This is a genomic window from uncultured Marivirga sp., from assembly GCF_963974845.1.
Taxonomy (GTDB): domain Bacteria; phylum Bacteroidota; class Bacteroidia; order Cytophagales; family Cyclobacteriaceae; genus Marivirga; species Marivirga harenae.
In genome coordinates this window covers 88,961-105,729 of sequence record NZ_CAXBEQ010000007.1, presented here as the reverse complement: position 1 = coordinate 105,729, position 16,769 = coordinate 88,961, and the positions used below count along the sequence as shown (strand labels likewise).

Annotated in this window: 10 protein-coding genes; 5 read left to right on the top strand and 5 right to left on the bottom strand. The window is 35.5% G+C overall.

What is annotated here, in order from left to right; all coding sequences use genetic code 11:
- Positions 1 to 165: 165 nt before the first annotated feature.
- Positions 166 to 2,721: a phosphoenolpyruvate carboxylase gene (locus tag AAC601_RS15310; RefSeq protein WP_303272085.1), complete on the top strand. Its 2,556-nt coding sequence runs from the start codon at positions 166 to 168 to the stop codon at positions 2,719 to 2,721.
- Between the two features lie 114 nt (positions 2,722 to 2,835).
- Here the strand turns inward: AAC601_RS15310 and AAC601_RS15305 are convergent, their stop codons facing one another.
- The 4 genes from AAC601_RS15305 to AAC601_RS15290 form a co-directional block, all read right to left on the bottom strand.
- On the bottom strand, positions 2,836 to 4,872 hold the full coding sequence (locus AAC601_RS15305; protein WP_303270437.1) for a pitrilysin family protein: 2,037 nt from the start codon (positions 4,870 to 4,872) through the stop codon (positions 2,836 to 2,838).
- 27 nt (positions 4,873 to 4,899) lie between these two features.
- On the bottom strand, positions 4,900 to 6,228 hold the full coding sequence (locus AAC601_RS15300) for a pitrilysin family protein (protein ID WP_303270436.1): 1,329 nt from the start codon (positions 6,226 to 6,228) through the stop codon (positions 4,900 to 4,902).
- 253 nt (positions 6,229 to 6,481) lie between these two features.
- Positions 6,482 to 8,110: an L-glutamate gamma-semialdehyde dehydrogenase gene (pruA, locus tag AAC601_RS15295; protein WP_303270435.1), complete on the bottom strand. Its 1,629-nt coding sequence runs from the start codon at positions 8,108 to 8,110 to the stop codon at positions 6,482 to 6,484.
- 886 nt (positions 8,111 to 8,996) lie between these two features.
- Positions 8,997 to 11,639, bottom strand: coding sequence for an AsmA-like C-terminal region-containing protein (locus AAC601_RS15290; RefSeq protein WP_340153731.1), 2,643 nt, complete (start codon positions 11,637 to 11,639; stop codon positions 8,997 to 8,999).
- A 325-nt stretch (positions 11,640 to 11,964) separates the two neighbouring features.
- Here AAC601_RS15290 and AAC601_RS15285 point away from each other — a divergent pair, with 325 nt between their 5' ends.
- The 3 genes from AAC601_RS15285 to AAC601_RS15275 all read left to right on the top strand — a co-directional run bounded on the left by AAC601_RS15285 (position 11,965) and on the right by AAC601_RS15275 (position 15,578).
- Positions 11,965 to 13,500, top strand: a complete 1,536-nt coding sequence (locus AAC601_RS15285; protein ID WP_340153730.1) for a cryptochrome/photolyase family protein — start codon at positions 11,965 to 11,967, stop codon at positions 13,498 to 13,500.
- A gap of 148 nt (positions 13,501 to 13,648) precedes the next feature.
- Entirely contained in the window at positions 13,649 to 14,422 is a 774-nt protein-coding gene (locus AAC601_RS15280; RefSeq protein WP_340153729.1) for a hypothetical protein, read from the top strand.
- Positions 14,423 to 14,558: 136 nt separating this feature from the next.
- Positions 14,559 to 15,578: an alkaline phosphatase D family protein gene (locus AAC601_RS15275; protein WP_340153728.1), complete on the top strand. Its 1,020-nt coding sequence runs from the start codon at positions 14,559 to 14,561 to the stop codon at positions 15,576 to 15,578.
- Positions 15,579 to 15,581: 3 nt separating this feature from the next.
- Here AAC601_RS15275 and AAC601_RS15270 read toward each other — a convergent pair whose 3' ends face one another.
- The gene (locus AAC601_RS15270) at positions 15,582 to 16,379 is read right to left on the bottom strand and encodes a DUF481 domain-containing protein (protein ID WP_340153727.1); all 798 of its coding nucleotides are present in this window, start codon (positions 16,377 to 16,379) and stop codon (positions 15,582 to 15,584) included.
- A 126-nt stretch (positions 16,380 to 16,505) separates the two neighbouring features.
- Here AAC601_RS15270 and AAC601_RS15265 point away from each other — a divergent pair, with 126 nt between their 5' ends.
- Entirely contained in the window at positions 16,506 to 16,751 is a 246-nt protein-coding gene (locus AAC601_RS15265; protein ID WP_303270429.1) for a hypothetical protein, read from the top strand.
- Positions 16,752 to 16,769: the final 18 nt, after the last annotated feature.

Genomic DNA, 16,769 nt, shown 5'->3' with positions numbered 1-16,769 from the left:
TATTTCTAGCTTCTGAAGAGCACTTTTCCTTGATTTTGATTCTGAATAGGGAGGGGAATTTTGATCTATTGTAAAAAAGACGGTCCATTTTTAAGTGTATTAAGTTAGTATTTTCGTAAATTTAAAATATAAACCTTCTAAAATCACCCTATAAAATTTGAAATGATGAAAAAAGTCAATTATCAGGATGAAGTGGCAACTAGATATACAGCATATAATAGTCTTTTTTTAGATTTGCCTTATGACCATATATACAGGACAGGGACACTTTTGCCCATACTTGAGCAGTTAAGCCAACAAGGTTTTAAGAACGGAAAAGAACCAATAGAGATAATTGATCAATTTAAGAGGGAAATTTTAGGAGATAAAGATGAAAAAGAGCTTCATCAGTTACTGTTTCAATTAATTCAGTATGTAGAAAGGCAGGTTTTACTTTTTGACTCTATTGAAGATGCTGCTTTTGAAAAGATATTTAATGTAGAAGGGAAAGGTTCCATAAAAGAGCTCATTGGAAGGGTCAGACATGCGAACAAACTGAAGGAGCTAAAGGAAAAATTAGAGACTTTTTCAGTTCGAATTGTGCTAACTGCCCACCCCACTCAGTTTTATCCTGGCAATGTTTTGGCGATCAATACTGATCTCGAAAACGCCATCAGAAAGAATGATCTAGCTTCTATTAATTCCTTGATGTTGCAGTTAGGAAAAACCCCTTTTATTAACAAAGTAAAACCAAGTCCTTACGATGAGGCAGTTAGTCTGTGCTGGTATTTAGAAAATGTATTTTATAAAAGTATACCCTCAATTCTGTATGATTTGGTTGAAGAATTAGATGAGCATTGGGAAGATTGGATAAATCCTGATTTACTAACCGTTGGTTTTTGGCCAGGAGGGGACAGAGATGGTAATCCATTTGTCACTCATGATATTACTGTTAAAGTAGCAGATAGGCTGAGAGAAACTATTTTGAAATGCTACTACAGAGATCTACGTGCCATAAGACGAAGACTAACTTTTAAAGGGGTGGAGGATAAAATCCTACAAGCAGAGCAAAAAGTTTATGATTCTCTTTATGGAAATAAGTCAAAGGGATTTAATAATCCGGAAGAATTAATCCGGATGTTGAAAGAAGCGCTCAAAAACCTGAAGGCTGAACATAACGGAATATTTTCTGAGCTTTTAGAGAAATTCATTTTAAAGGTGAGAATATTTGGCTTCCATTTTTCCATCATGGATATCCGGCAGGATAGCCGCAAACATGATGCTTTGTGGGAAGATATTTTGGAGCATCAAGATGATAAAAATATTGCTGCTCAATATGAAAAAATGCCAGAGCAAGACAAAATTAATCATCTACTTGGCGTTGAAAAACTACCAAGTGACAATAGTATTTACGATGCTTTTCACCAAGAAATGCTAAAAAGCTTTGATGCATTGGAAGAGATTAAGAAAAGAAATGGAAACAGAGCTTGTCATCGATACATAATCAGTAATTGTCAGTCAGCTCTGCATGTAATGGAGGTTTTCCAGTTAGCAAGGATTAAATTAAGTGCTAGTGCTTATGAGTCACTAGATATAGTTCCGCTATTTGAAACCATTGATGATTTAGCTAATGCCTCAGACATTATGAAGCAGTTGTATGAAATACCATTTTATAGAAAGCACATTAAGAGCAGAGGAGATAAGCAGACGATCATGGTAGGCTTCTCTGATGGTACTAAAGATGGTGGTTATTTACGAGCTAATTGGTCAATTTTTCAGGCTAAGGAAGCACTTACGGAAATTTCAAGAGAATATGGTATTAAAGTAATTTTCTTTGATGGGAGAGGAGGTCCTCCTGCAAGAGGTGGCGGGAATATGCATGATTTTTATGCTTCCCTAGGCCCTAAAATAGAAGATGAGGAAGTTCAAGTGACTATCCAAGGTCAAACCATCAGTTCTAATTATGGGAAAGTAGGATCTTGTCGTTATAATATGGAGCAGTTGCTATCAGCAGGATTGGAAAATCATTTGTTTGCCGATGATAATAGAGTGCTTGCTGAAAAGGAACGAGCCTTATTAGATCAGTTGGCAGAAACTGCTTACCAACTCTATAAGGACTTTAAAAGTCACGAGAAATTCACAAGCTATTTAGGTAATGTAACCCCACTAAAATACTTTGGTGATACCAATATCGGAAGTAGACCTACGAGTAGAGGAAAAAAAGGTGAATTGAAATTTGAAGATCTTAGAGCTATCCCGTTTGTTGGTGCATGGGCTCAAATGAAACAAAACATCCCTGGATTTTACGGAGTAGGCACTGCACTTAGCACGCTCAAGCAGAAAGGGAAAGCAAAGGATATCAAACAATTATATTCTGACTCTCTATTTTTTAGAACCCTATTGGGCAACTCCATGCAGTCCATCGCAAAATCTTTTTACCCTGCTACGGCTTATCTAGGTAAGGATAAAGAATATGGAGAATTCTGGCAGTTAATGAAAAAGGAATTCGACCTGAGTAAGGAGGAGTTGGATGAAATCAGTGGTAAAAAAGGACTATTGCATGAAGCTCCTGTATCCCAAGCATCAATAGCTATTAGAGAGAGAATAGTGTTACCTTTGATTACAATTCAGCAGTATGCAATTCAAAAGTTAAGGGAAGGTGTGGAAAATGAAGATATCTATAAAAAATTGATTCTGAGAAGTATGTTTGGGATTGTGAATGCAGCAAGAAATGCAGCATAAAATGTGAAACTTTGCAGACTTGCAATTGACGAAGATAAACCAATGAGTTCTGAAAAAAAAAGCCCGAATAAATCATTCCTTTATTCGAGCTTTTTTAAAAACTTATTATTTTAATTACTGAAAAGTATCCTCTTTAATCTCGATATTTAATTCAGCTGACTGCAAATCAGCATTCATTTGGAAGCCTTGATTAATAGCTCTTTTTTCAGGAATCATAATTCCATCTACCTCTTTATAGCTTTTAATTTCCTCAGAAGCCTGAGCTGAAGAAGTTTTTACTTTTAACCCTGATTCAGCATCGAAATAGGAAGTACTTGTTTGACCTGAAGGCATAGTAACAGCCACGCCATAAGCAGGCTTTCCGTTTATTTCTTCTACATTTTTTAGTTCAAGCGTAGCACCCATTTCAGAATAGTGTAGTTCTGGGAAAATCTTTGCTCCTGCTTTTACTCCTGCCTTAGCTTGCTCTGGTAAAGGAACTTCTTGACCTTGTTGAAATACCTTTACGCCTTCATCATTTACCAAAACTTTGCTGAGAACCATTGGGCCCATTGCAACTTCTTGCTTATAATTACTATTATCTTTTACTTCGTTAATGCTAATGTTTTGACCTTGAACACTTGCATTATAAGAAGTTTTCATTGACTTAACAGCCTCTAATTTCGCTTTGCCACCTAGGGCTTCAAAATACTTTTCCAATACTTTTTCAGCTGTTAGATCAGCAGGCATAGCGCTTTTATCATTCGGATCATATTCTTCTCCTTTTCGATTGTAATATTTCAGCTCACCAAATCGGGATAAGCTTTTTGCTACATCTTCTCCTTTACCCACTACCAAAATATTGGCATTATTTGGTAAAATGTATTTTTGTGCTGCTGCTTTAACGTCTTCTAAAGTTACCGCCTCAAGATTTTTCAAATAATTCGCATAATAGTCTTTTGGCAAATTATATCGAGCAGTATTGATAGCAAATGATGCCACTGTTTGTGGACTTTCCAACGATCGAGCAAAACTACCTGCAATAGAAGCTTTGGCAGCATCTAGCTCTTCTTGGGTAACACCTTCTTCATTTATTTTCGTTAACTCAGCCATAAATTCGTTTACAGCACTATCAGTTACCTCATTCCGAACGCTTGCACTTGCAGTAAAACTACCAACAAATTCATCTGCGCTTAAAGAAGATCTTGCTCCATAAGTAAAGGCCTTGTCCTCTCTTAAATTTTGCATTAATCTTGAAGAGAAGCCACCGCCTAGGATTTGATTTAAAACTCTAGCAACAATAACATCCTCGTCACCAATTGTTAATTCAACAGGGTAGGTTACATTTACTACAGACTGAACAGAAGCTTCTCTGTCCACAAGAGCAACTAAAGTTTCTTCCGGAGGACTAGGGATTTCGTATTCAGCAGTCGGAACATTACCTTTCTCCCATTTCTCAAAATTCTTCTTGATTAGCTTCTTGGCTTCTTTAGGAGTAATATCTCCGACAATCGCCAAATAACCTATGTTAGGTCTGAAATAACTGTCATAATAGGCCTTAATTTCCGCTAAAGTTATATTCTCTACTGACTCTTCAGTTTCAAACTCTCCATATGGATGATTATCACCATAAACCAATTTTCCTCTTACATTTGAAGCGATTGCGTTAGGATCATCTTTGGAAGCCGCTAAGCCGGATAAAGTCTGCTTTTTTAATTTATCCAATTCGTCCTCAGGGAATGCTGGGTTGAACAATACATCTGTCATTAACTCCATCAATTTATCTTGATGTTTAGTTAGTGAGGTTGCAAACATTCCAGTTGAATAAGTATTGATGTTAGCTCCTATGAAGTCAATATCTTGATCTAATTCTGCTTTAGTACGATTCTCAGTTCCTTTCATCAACATTTGACCTGCCATGCTCACGTAGCCAGCTTTATCTCCTTCCAATACGGGATCTCTATCAAAAGTTAAAGAAAATGCCACTCTTGGCAATTTGTGATTTTCCACCACAAATACTTTTAAACCATTTTTCAAAGTGAAAGTAGTAGGCTCACCTATATTAATTTCCTTTGCCGGTGTAGGTTCCGGAGCAGTTGTTCTGTCCACTTGGGCAAATGCAAAACTTGCCATCAGAGCGAAAACGAAACTTAAATATATCTTTTTAACCATTTTTCTAAAATTATTTCGTGAATCGAATTATTGATTTTGTTGAGATTTTGGTAAGTAATAAAGTACTACTCTATTATCTTCAGTGAGATACTCTTGAGCTACTCTTCTAATATCTTCTTTAGTAACTTTCATATATCGATCTATCTCTTTATTGATTAAGTCAGCATCGCCATAATAAACATGATAGTTTGCTAAACTCTCTGCAATTCCGGCCATGGTACTGTTACCAGAAATAAAATCATTTTCCTTTTGGTTTCTGATTTTTTCAAATTCTTGGTCAGAAATAAGTTCCTCTTGTACTTTTTGGATTTCTGCATCCATTGCATTTTCCAATTCTTTCAAATCACCACCTATTGTAGGTAATCCGAAAAGGAGATACAATCCGGGATCTTCGGATGAAAATGGGATAGCGGCAACTTGTAGTGCTTTTTGTTGTTCATCAACCAAAGACTTGTACATTCTGGCTGATTGACCACCGGAAAGTGCCGTGCTCAACATTTCCAACGCATATGAATCTTCGGTGCCTTGTGCTGGCATATGGTATGCTTGAATTACAGCAGGCAATTGAATGTTGTCATAAATAGTATCTCGAACTTCTACTTTTTGTTCCGGCTCCACTATGTCTGGTCTTGGTATTTCTTTTCCACCTTTTTCAATAGGACCAAAATAGTCTTTCACTAATTTTTTGGCCTCATCAATTTCAATATCTCCAGCTATAGATAAAGTCGCATTCTCAGGAACATAGAAAGTTTCGTAAAATTCTACAAACTCATCCAAAGACGCAGCATTTAAATGCTCCAAAGAGCCGATTGGCGTCCATCTATAAGGATGCTCAGTATATGCTCTTTTCATGATTTCAGGTAAGATAGTCCCATAAGGCTGATTGTCATACCTTTGTCTCTTCTCTTCTTTTACAACTTCGCGTTGTGTTTCCACACCTATATCTTGTATTTGCGCGTGCATTAATCTTTCAGATTCTAACCATAAACCTAGTTTTAATTGATTTGATGGTAAGATTTCATAATAGTAAGTTCTGTCATTTGACGTATTGGCATTGTTAACACCACCAGCATTGGTGATATATTTGTCAAATTGACCTCTTTCAATATTTTTTGACCCTTCAAATAATAAGTGCTCAAAGAAGTGAGCAAAACCTGTTCTTTCAGGGTTTTCATTTTTGGAACCTACATGGTACATTACTGAAACTACCACTATTGGAGTGGAATTATCTTGATGTAAAATCACATGCATTCCATTGTCTAAATCGAATTCAGTAAACTCGATTTCCTTTTTTTGCGCCATTGAGCCGTAGGCCATCAATAAGCACAAAGACCCGATCATAAGTCTTTTCATCATAAGTCGATTGTTTTAGATTGAATTATTTTTTAATTTAATTGCGAATATAATACAAATATTACATCTAATTGTTCTGCCTATTGTTAAATTTCTAAGCCCTTTTTTGTAGTAAGTTGAGGAGGTTACCCAGTTTCCCATCTTGCTTGGTATTTTCAGTGGTTTCTATGAAGTAAGTGTTGAAATCTTCAGGATTTAGAATAAAAAAAAGCCTTCGAAATCACTTCCGAAGGCTTTAAATCTTGATTTTCTCCGATTATTCTCCCATGAAAGGATATTTGTAATCGGTAGGAGTGACAAATGTTTCTTTTACCATTCTCGCAGAGCACCAACGCAGTAAGTTCAATTTTGAACCTGCTTTATCATTAGTACCTGATTTTCTAGCACCTCCAAATGGATTTTGATTTACCACTGCGCCCGTTGGTTTATCGTTTATATAGAAATTACCAGCAGCTTGGCTTAAGCGTTTTGTCGCTCTTTCTATGATATACCGGTCATTACTGAAAATCGCTCCTGTCAAGGCATAAGGAGAAGTCTCATCAACTAGAGTTAATGTTTCTTCAAAATTTTCCGCATCGTACACATAGATTGTTACTACTGGGCCGAAAATTTCTTCTTGCATAGTTACAAACTGAGGGTCTTTAGTAACGATGACAGTGGGTTGAATAAAGTACCCTTTAGAATCATCACATTCTCCACCTGCAATTACTTCTGCAACATTGCTTTCTTTTGCTGTTTCGATATATCCTTTGATTTTATCAAACGCCTTTCTGTCAATTACTGCATTGAAGAAGTTTTCAAAGTCTTCGGGGCCACCCATCTTGATATCTTTGATATCAGCAACCAAGTTTTCTTTTACTTCATCCCAAATATTGTTGGCAACGTAGACTCTTGAAGCAGCAGAACATTTCTGCCCTTGGAATTCAAATGCTCCTCTTGTTATGGCAGTCGCTACTTGTTTGGCATCAGCTGTTTTATGTGCTAAGATGAAATCCTTACCACCAGTTTCGCCTACTATTCTTGGGTATGATTTGTAGGTTTCAATGTTTTCCCCTATAGTTTTCCAGATATTTTGGAATACGCCAGTACTTCCTGTGAAGTGAATTCCAGCGAAGTCAGGATGCTTGAAAATCTTTTCTCCGGTAGTAGGGCCGTCTACATAAATTAAGTTGATGACACCATCTGGTACACCAGCTTCTCGGAAAATTTCCATTACCACATTAGCAGAATAGATTTGCGAATAAGCGGGTTTCCATACTACAGTATTCCCCATAAGTGCTGCACTCGAAGGTAGATTACCCGCAATTGCCGTAAAGTTGAATGGAGTTAATGCAAACACAAATCCTTCTAAAGGTCTGTATTCCATTTTATTCCAAACGCCATCAGGTGAAAAAGGCTGTTCTTCATATATTTCGGTCATGTACTTCACATTGAACCTTAAGAAATCAGCCAGTTCACATGCCGAATCTATTTCAGCTTGGTAAGCATTTTTTGACTGTGCCAACATGGTAGCAGCATTAATTTTATCTCGGTAAGGGCCTGATATCAAATCAGCGGCCTTTAAGAAAACTGACGCTCTTTGTTGCCACGGTAAATCCGCCCAATCTTGCTTGGCAGCTAAAGCAGCTTTGATTGCTTGCTCAACATGACTGCCATCACCTTCATGGAACTGCCCTAATTTATGCTGATGATCATGAGGAGGATTCAGAGGATGTGTTTTTCCAGTTCTTACCTCTTCAGCACCAATATACATCGGAACGTCTACTTCTTGAGCTCTCAATTCTTTGATTTTGGCTTGTAAAGAAGCTCTTTGGGGAGTTCCAGGTGCATAACTGTTTACCGGTTCGTTCTTCGGAATAGGTACCTTATAAATTGCTGTTGGCATATTTGTAATATTTAAACTGTAAAAATTAAAAAGCTAAAATTAGGTAAATATTTCAGTTTGACTTACCAATTGCTATGAAATTTTAGCTTGTATTCTCCCTTACGTTTTTAAAATATTTTGTTTAGATAGAAAGCATTTTTCTGATACAGTATTTTGTGTATTTAGTGAGTTAGAATATTGATTTTTAGCTTGTTGGTTTTAGAAGTGATTAGTCATTGACTAACTGGTGGTAATAAAAGCTGATAGAACTTTCTTTTCTTTCAGTCACTTAGTTCTTGGAAACCTTAGAATTTTATCATTTCATATAAGCATGAATTCGATATTGAAATTATGCTTAAAAAAGTTTAGAGCAACATTTTGGATTTTTTAAAAGAATAATGAAAATCATTCGTATCCTAAGTAAAGCAGAATACAGTGTAAAACGGATAGATTAAGGTTTTGGCCCGTCCTAAAGTGGGTTTCCCTTTTTAATAAACGAACTCAGAATTCATTGCTTCTGCAAAATAATTTGTTTACGATTGAAAAATGACTTTTGGTTCTAGAGATTCCTTATTATCCAATTAAATATTAGCAAAAACGTTATCCGCAGTTTTCTATACTTTCCTTGCTTGTTGTCACTGAATTACCTTTTTACTCCATCCGCCTTCCTTCCAAAGTAATAGCTTCTTTTGAATCCATCTACCATTTGCAGAATTAGATCTTAGTTGTATTTTGTGGCTAAAAGTGGTTCAGGAACTTAAGCAATTGGCATAAAGATTCTTATACATCAAATAGTATGATATTGACCTTATTTTAAATCTTTTATTAAGCAATATTACACTGAAATAAAAAAAGCAGGAATTTAGAAATTCCTGCTCAGATACATATTTTAGCGAATTGCTAGCTGTTAGCGACCATCACCAAACATATCTTTTAATTTGTTCTTGGCTTTCTTCTTCAATTTTTCTTTTTCTTCTTCAGCTTTTTTCTTTGCCTCTTCTTCAGCTTGCTTTTTCTTTCTCTCCAATTCTGCTTTTGCACTATCTTTCACAGCCTGAGCTTTCTCCTCTACTTCAGCCTTCAGTTTTTCTTTCTCCTCATTTAGTTTATCAACTGCTTGCTCCTTTACAGAAGAGGTAACTGAGCTGCCTCCTTCAGTTGTGGTTTTACCTAACTGTACACGTGGGTCGGTATAGGTGCCACCTATATTGAAATTTAGATTGACAGAACTCCCAACAGCTTCTATATTGCTTCCTAATAAATTGGAAATGGCAGTATTGGCTGCCTTTCCTATACTACCTGTTGGTACATTCACTTTTAAGTTATAGGCAATATCTCCTGCTAATCCTGTACTTCCGTCAATGGTAGCCTTGTATTTCCCCATATTAACATCAAATGGTTTTACACTTAATCTACCGTCTTTAATTTCAGCTTGAACTTTCACGTCTTTGATTTGCACTTCATTGGTATTATCCAGTTTTGAAAGAGAAGTTACTCCTTTGATGACTTTCGAATCTTTTACTGCTGCCTCTGCAATTTTGATCAATCCGCCACCACTAAGGCTTGCTAAGTCAGGAATCATTTCTTGAGTCAGCAAACCGCCAATAGTGAAGTCTGTACTAAATTTACCCTCCATTTTCTCAGCAATTGGTACAAATTTTTGTACTGTCACTACATTTTTGAATGTTTCGGGAATGCTAATTTGAGAAATATCTAGTCTGAAATTGAATTTTGGCTCATATTCGTCTTGACTATTATAAACCCCAGCCATTTTAATAGAACCTCCTAACATATCTACTTTCATAGGGTCTAATGTTAAGATTCCGTCTTTTACCTGAATTTGACCAACTGCATTTTTCATCACAAAATTATCATATTTGATAGTTTGTGCAGTGGCATCGAAAGTAAAATCTATAGTTTTAGGAATCACCACGACTTCCATTGCTGTTGAATCTTCCGGGCTTTCTGTCGTGTCTTCTTCTGATACGCCCATCATTTCGTTGATATCCAATAGGTTAGAGGCCAATTTCATATTACCCTGGATGATCGCATTCTCATCAATTGCATAGGCGATGTAATTACTAACGCTTCCATTCAAAGTAAAATCGCTTTTCCCGTAGTTTCCTGTTAAAGCAGTGAGATTGATGGATTGTGGATTAAAATCCATAGTGGCGTTCGTAATTGTAAAATCTGGAGCATCTTTTTCAGCATAGGAAAAATTTTGCATGACAAGATTACCCGTGGTGATCAGTTTATCATAATTCTCTTGCTCTACATCTACATAAGAACCTTTAGAGTTAATATCGGCTTTTATGATTCCGCCCATTTTGAAATCTTCAGAGGGTTCTATTTTAGAAATGATATCTAAATTTAAACCTCCTTGCATACTTAATTCCCAAATCGGGGAATCAAAATTATTGACCACGGCCTGTGCGGTAAATCGGTCTTTATCGATAGTCAGCCCAAAATTTTTCAATTCTAAAAATCCATCCTTTAAATCGCCTGATTCAGATTTTGCATGCAATTCCATTGCTATTTTCTCTATCGGAAGCGGAACATCGGGTGCCTTTACAAATGCATCTCTCACTACTAAGTCCACAGCAAATCCGGGCATTTTGGTATCACTATAAATTCCTTTGATATAACCTGAAAAATCAAATTCACCTTTTGTTTCTAAATCGTCAAAACCGTCAGCATACATTCCGGGCACTAAAGAAAGCACATTTTTAAATTCGGTATCAGTAGTAGCAAAATTGATATCCATATCATAATCATCGGTGGGCATTGCGAAATAACCATCAAAATTCAGGTGGAAATCGTTTAAGGTTGCCTTAGCATCCTTAAAAGTAAATTTCATATTTTCCATATCCATCCCTAGAAATAAATCTGCTTCTAAAGTTTTATGTGCTACAAAAACATCGCCACCATAAGCAAAAGAAAAATCTTCGGCTGTAGTTTTGGTTTGCATATCAAAAACAGATTGCGTAAAATCACCATTTCCAGTGTGATCGACTCCCGTTAGTGAAATAGCCACTTCATACATTTGATCATAATAGTTGATTCTACCATTCTTAATTTCCCAATGATCAATTCCAAATTTAAACTCCTCTTGAGAAGTAGAAGGCGCTTCAGTTTCTTCGTTTTCTGAAGGATAGGTAATATCATAGTTTGCCGAACCATCTTCTAATACTAGAATATTGATTAAGGGTTGATCAAGCATAATCCCCTTAATATTTAAGGGTTCTCCTTTTATAATAGCAACTATGTCCATTTCTACAGCGAAATCCTTGGCGGAAAAAAGTGTATCGCCTTCAAATGTTTCTTTGCCAGTAATGGAAAAATCACGTACACCTAGCGTTAGATCGGGAAAGTTAGAGAGTAAAGAAATACTGATTTTTGACAGTTCAAAATTCACATTAGCATTGACCGAGTTATCAATTTCCGTCTGAACAGCCGAAACTATTCGATCCTTAAATAGAACTGGAACCAATATAATGGTCAACACGAAAAGTGCAATTATACTACCGAGGACGATTAATAGCTTTCTCATAAATTCTCTTAATTTTATACTAGTGTAAATTTAGAAATAAAAAACAATACCTAAAGAATACGCAGTGTATATCGAACTGTTATTAATCATTTATTTTATTAATCATTACGTAATACTATTTGACCTACTTTCTCATTTTGCTGTTTTTGATAATTCATCTTAGTTTTTTATTGATTGTTGAACTGAGCAGTGAGATTTTACTATTACAATAATCAAAGTTAGAGATGACGGCTTTCTTCGCACTAAGGATAAAGGAAATTTATTATTTAGGAGTGATACCTTTTAACAATTGATTTTAATCATAGTTGATTATGAAATTGCAGTTATGAAAAAGACTTTAAGATTAGTATTGGGAGATCAACTTAATGAAAGACATTCCTGGTTTTCGGATGTCAATGAGGAAGTATTATATGTGATGATGGAAATGCGCCAGGAAACGGATTATGTTACTCATCACATTCAAAAAGTAGTTGCTTTCTTTTCAGCTATGAGAAGTTTTAAGATCAATTTAGAAGAGAAAGGTCATAATTTTCTCTATTTGAAAATATCTGATAGCAATAATAAACAATCACTATTAGAAAACATTAATCGAATAATACAGGAAAATAATATAGAACATTTTGAATACCAATTGCCCGATGAATATAGGTTGGACCAACAGTTGCAAGGCCTGTGCACGGAACTTTCAATTTCTTCCGCTGCGGTAGATTCGGAACATTTTTTAACGAAAAGAAGTGATATTGCTGAATTTTTTGAAGGTAAAAAACAATTCTTAATGGAGAATTTCTACCGGCAGATGAGAAAAGAGCACGATATTCTCATGGATGGAAAAGAGCCAGTTGGAGGGAAGTGGAATTTTGACCAAGAAAATAGAAATAAATATAAGGGGGATGTTCCAATTCCTCCTGCATACAGCTATAAAACGGATGTTGCTGATGTCCTGTCAGAAATAGAGGATTCGGGAATCAAAACTATAGGTAAGATCGATGCCAAAAATTTTCATTGGCCTATAAATAGGAAGGAGGCTCTCCAATTTACTCGCTATTTTTGCCGTGAACTGTTGCAGAATTTTGGAACTTATCAGGATGCCATGCACACAGAACAGAAATTCTTGTTTCATTCAAGAGTTTCATTTGCCCTTAATTCAAAATTAATTTCACCGAAGGAATTGGTTGATAAAGTCGTTGAAGAATGGGAAGATAATCAGGATAAAATAAACATCGCTCAGGTGGAAGGCTACATTCGACAGGTGATTGGATGGAGAGAATATATGAGAGGGATCTATTGGGCAAAGATGCCTGATTATGCAGAAAAGAATTTCTTCGAGCATGATAGAAAACTACCAGATTTCTACTGGACGGGGGAGACCAAAATGAAGTGTATGGAGAAGTCTATAAAACAATCTTTATCTGATGCATACGCTCATCATATCCAACGCTTGATGGTGACTGGAAACTTTGCATTACTAAACATGACTAATCCTGCTGAGGTGGATAAATGGTATCTGGGAATTTATATTGATGCAATAGAATGGGTAGAAATAACCAACACAAGAGGAATGAGCCAATTTGCAGATGGAGGAATCGTAGGCTCTAAACCCTATCTTGCTAGTGCTAATTATATGCATAAAATGAGTAATTATTGCTCCAATTGTTTCTATGACCATAAAAAGAAAGTAGGGGAAAAAGCCTGCCCTTTTAATAGTCTCTACTGGAACTTCTATAATACACACAGGGATAAACTGAAAAAAAACCAGCGAGTTTCGATGATGTACAGGACCTGGGATAAAAAATCCGATCAAGATAAACATGATCTATTAGAACAAGCGGATTACTATTTAGAACACGTTAATGAGCTTTAAACTGATTTTTTTAGTATAAAAAACTATAAGTCAGCTAATTAAAAAAATTGGCTTGAAAGAAATTTTATATTATCTATTTATTATATTTATTAATAAATTGTTAACTTTATATAATGCAAAATCGTTATATGTTAACATTAAGGTAATATTGAAAGCAGTTTTAACACCATATCGGCATATTTTAAATTATATTTCAGGAGTGCTTGTTTTAATTCTCTTAAGCACACTTCATATAAAAGCTCAAAATTTTGACCCAAAGGACAAAGAGCTTTTGAATGACATTACATTTATTGCGTCAGTTGATAAATTTGAAAATCATAATGCTTGGAATAGGTTAATTAGAAAGTTAGAGAGCAAATCAAAAGCAGATAACGAGTACTTTTTGGAGTATTTGTTTTACAAAACACATCAAAAACTTCTAAAAGAATATAAAAAAGGAACTACTTTCAATAATTTATTGGAAACTGGGGATTACGATTGCGTATCAGCGAGTATCACTTATTCTATCTTGTTAAAGTATTTTGATATTACCCACAAGATAATCGAAACAGACTATCACGTTTTTATAATTGCAGAAATAGGTGAGCAAGAATATGTTTTAGAAACCACCGACCCGGGAAACGGTTGGATTTCTGATGAAGAAGAGGTTCAGGATTTTAAAAAAGATTTTTTACCGGATACTAATTCTGCTTTGATGAATCATCAGCAATCGGTAGGAGCTAATAGCTACGGTCAACCAAATTCGAAGACTATTTATAAAGAGATAAGTTTGAGACAATTAAGCGCATTACAGTATTTCAATCAGGGGCTGATTGCAATACACAACCAAGATTACCGACTGGCTACAAGAAGACTGCAGCAAGCCTTAAATCTTTATAATTCTGAGCGTATCATTACAGTCTTTAAAATTGTGGCTCAATAGATTCAGTTTTCCTTTATCTGCATAGCGCTGCGAATAATATCAATTCTTAATAGAAATTAGCAAAAATTTAATCTTTAATAGCTGTCATTGTTGATTAATGCAATAAATTTGCGATTAATCGACAAACGAAGAAACTATGCCAAGATTTACTTTATCAGTTTTGATTTCTCTTTTTACTATCACTTCCGTTTTTGCTCAGGATCAAACTTTTGAATTCGATTCTAAAAACACATTGACTTTGGCCTTTGGCTCATGTAATCGACAAAACTTAGAACAACCCTTATGGCAACCTATAATTGAACATGACCCGGATCTTTTTATGTTTCTGGGGGATAATATTTATGGTGATACAGATGACATGACAGTCTTGCGAGAGAAATATGAGTTGCAGAAAAATCAGATTGATTACAAAACCCTGAGAGAACAAGTGCCGATTATTGGTGTTTGGGATGATCATGATTACGGTAAAAATGACGCTGGACAAGAATATAAGTTTAAGAAAGAGAGCCAACAATTATTTTTAGATTTCTTTGACGTATCTCAAGTTGATCCTAGAAGAGAAAGAGAAGGGGCTTACTCTTCCTATGATTTAAAGTGGAAATCACATACCATTAAAGTGATTTTATTGGATGCCCGATATCATAGGGATCATTTGGATCGCGTTAACCGAGTTTATCAAAAGAACGAAAAAGGTACGATTCTAGGTGAGGCTCAGTGGGCTTGGTTGGAAAAGGAATTATCGGATCCGACAGTTTCTCTTTATATAATTGCTAGTGGTATTCAATTCATCCCAGAAGATCATGATTATGAAAAATGGGCCAACTTTCCGAAAGAGAGACAGAAGCTAATTGATTTAATTCAAAAGAAGCAACCAAAAGGCGCATTACTTTTAAGTGGGGATCGACATATTTCCGAAATTTCCAGTTTACAGGTAGAGGATCTAGATTATCCATTGATTGATGTTACTTCTAGTGGCTTAACTCATGTTTGGGAAAATGCACCACAAGAACCCAATCAACACCGAATTGGAAAGTTAGTAAACAAGCTAAATTATGGTTTAGTAAAAATCGAAGAATCTGAAAGCGGCTTAAGGGTTATTTCAGAAATAAGAGGTGAAAACCAAGATTTACTTCAGGTTTTTGGAATAGTTTATTAATAATCAAATATTAATACTGAAACTAAAAGTCACATTGTGATATAATTTATCAATAGGAACTACTGGGCTTGGGTCATATGTATTTTGATATAGCAGGGTTAGGCCCAGATATTTGGTTAGTTTATAAGTTAATCTTGAGCTACTTCCTGCCCTCGGCACATTAAAGAGATTCTCTATTTTATCTTGGTAGTATATACTTAAATCCAACAGGAACTTGTCCGAAATTCTTTGTTTGTAGCTAATGTAGCTACCTAATCTTATTTGTTCGTTGGTGATCGGGTTTGCTGGGTTGGGAATAACTTCGGAATCAGGAACACCTCTGTAATCCCATCTTTCGTACTCATAAAAAGGACCAATTCCAGCGAAAATTCCAGCACTTCTTTTATACAGTATTCTCCACCTAAAGTTTGCTCCTGCTGCATACTTCCTGTCCAACCCCCTTACTTCGTTCCAATGAGCCTGAAAATAGGGTTCTAAAGCGAAAGGGAGGGTGTCTTGTATTCTTCTATATTCGATAAAAAAATAGCCACCGCTTTCAAATGTCTCATCACCAAAGCGTGATAATTCTACCTTATTGGCAATTGTGAAGGCATTGTGATCAAAAAGAATTGAAAAATCAGCAGTATTTTCAAACTTAATCAGGTCTTCTTTTAGGTTTTGATATTGGAAACTAGGTACAATATTTCCTGTAATATGCTTAGTAGTGTCTAAAATAACTGCAAAGTTCTCAAAATGTAGAATTTGACCTACTGCGGAAAAAGACAAAATAAATAGAGCTATTGTAAAAAATATTTTAGGCATATGACTGTCGATACGTTGTCTGTATAATTTATGGAAATTTTATTAAGAAAAATACACTGAGCAGCAGATTGTTTAGAATTTAAAGTCGAACTCCAATTTTATTGTGTTGTGTATTTATTGAAATTTATGTATAAGTTTATACTGTTTAATGCTAAATCAAGTGCTTTGAGGCTGACATTTGTATTTGCGTTTCTAGTTTTATTTGGGATGTTGGATATCTTTCAGAATATGATACACTGGATGTATTGGCTGTCACCAATTCTACCAGCATTAGTGATTTGGGTTTTCTTTCTTATGGAGAAGATAGGTGATTTTTCTGAGAACCCCTTTGAGGGAAGCTATAATGATGTTCCAATTACGGCCATATCATAAACAATTGAAATTGATTTG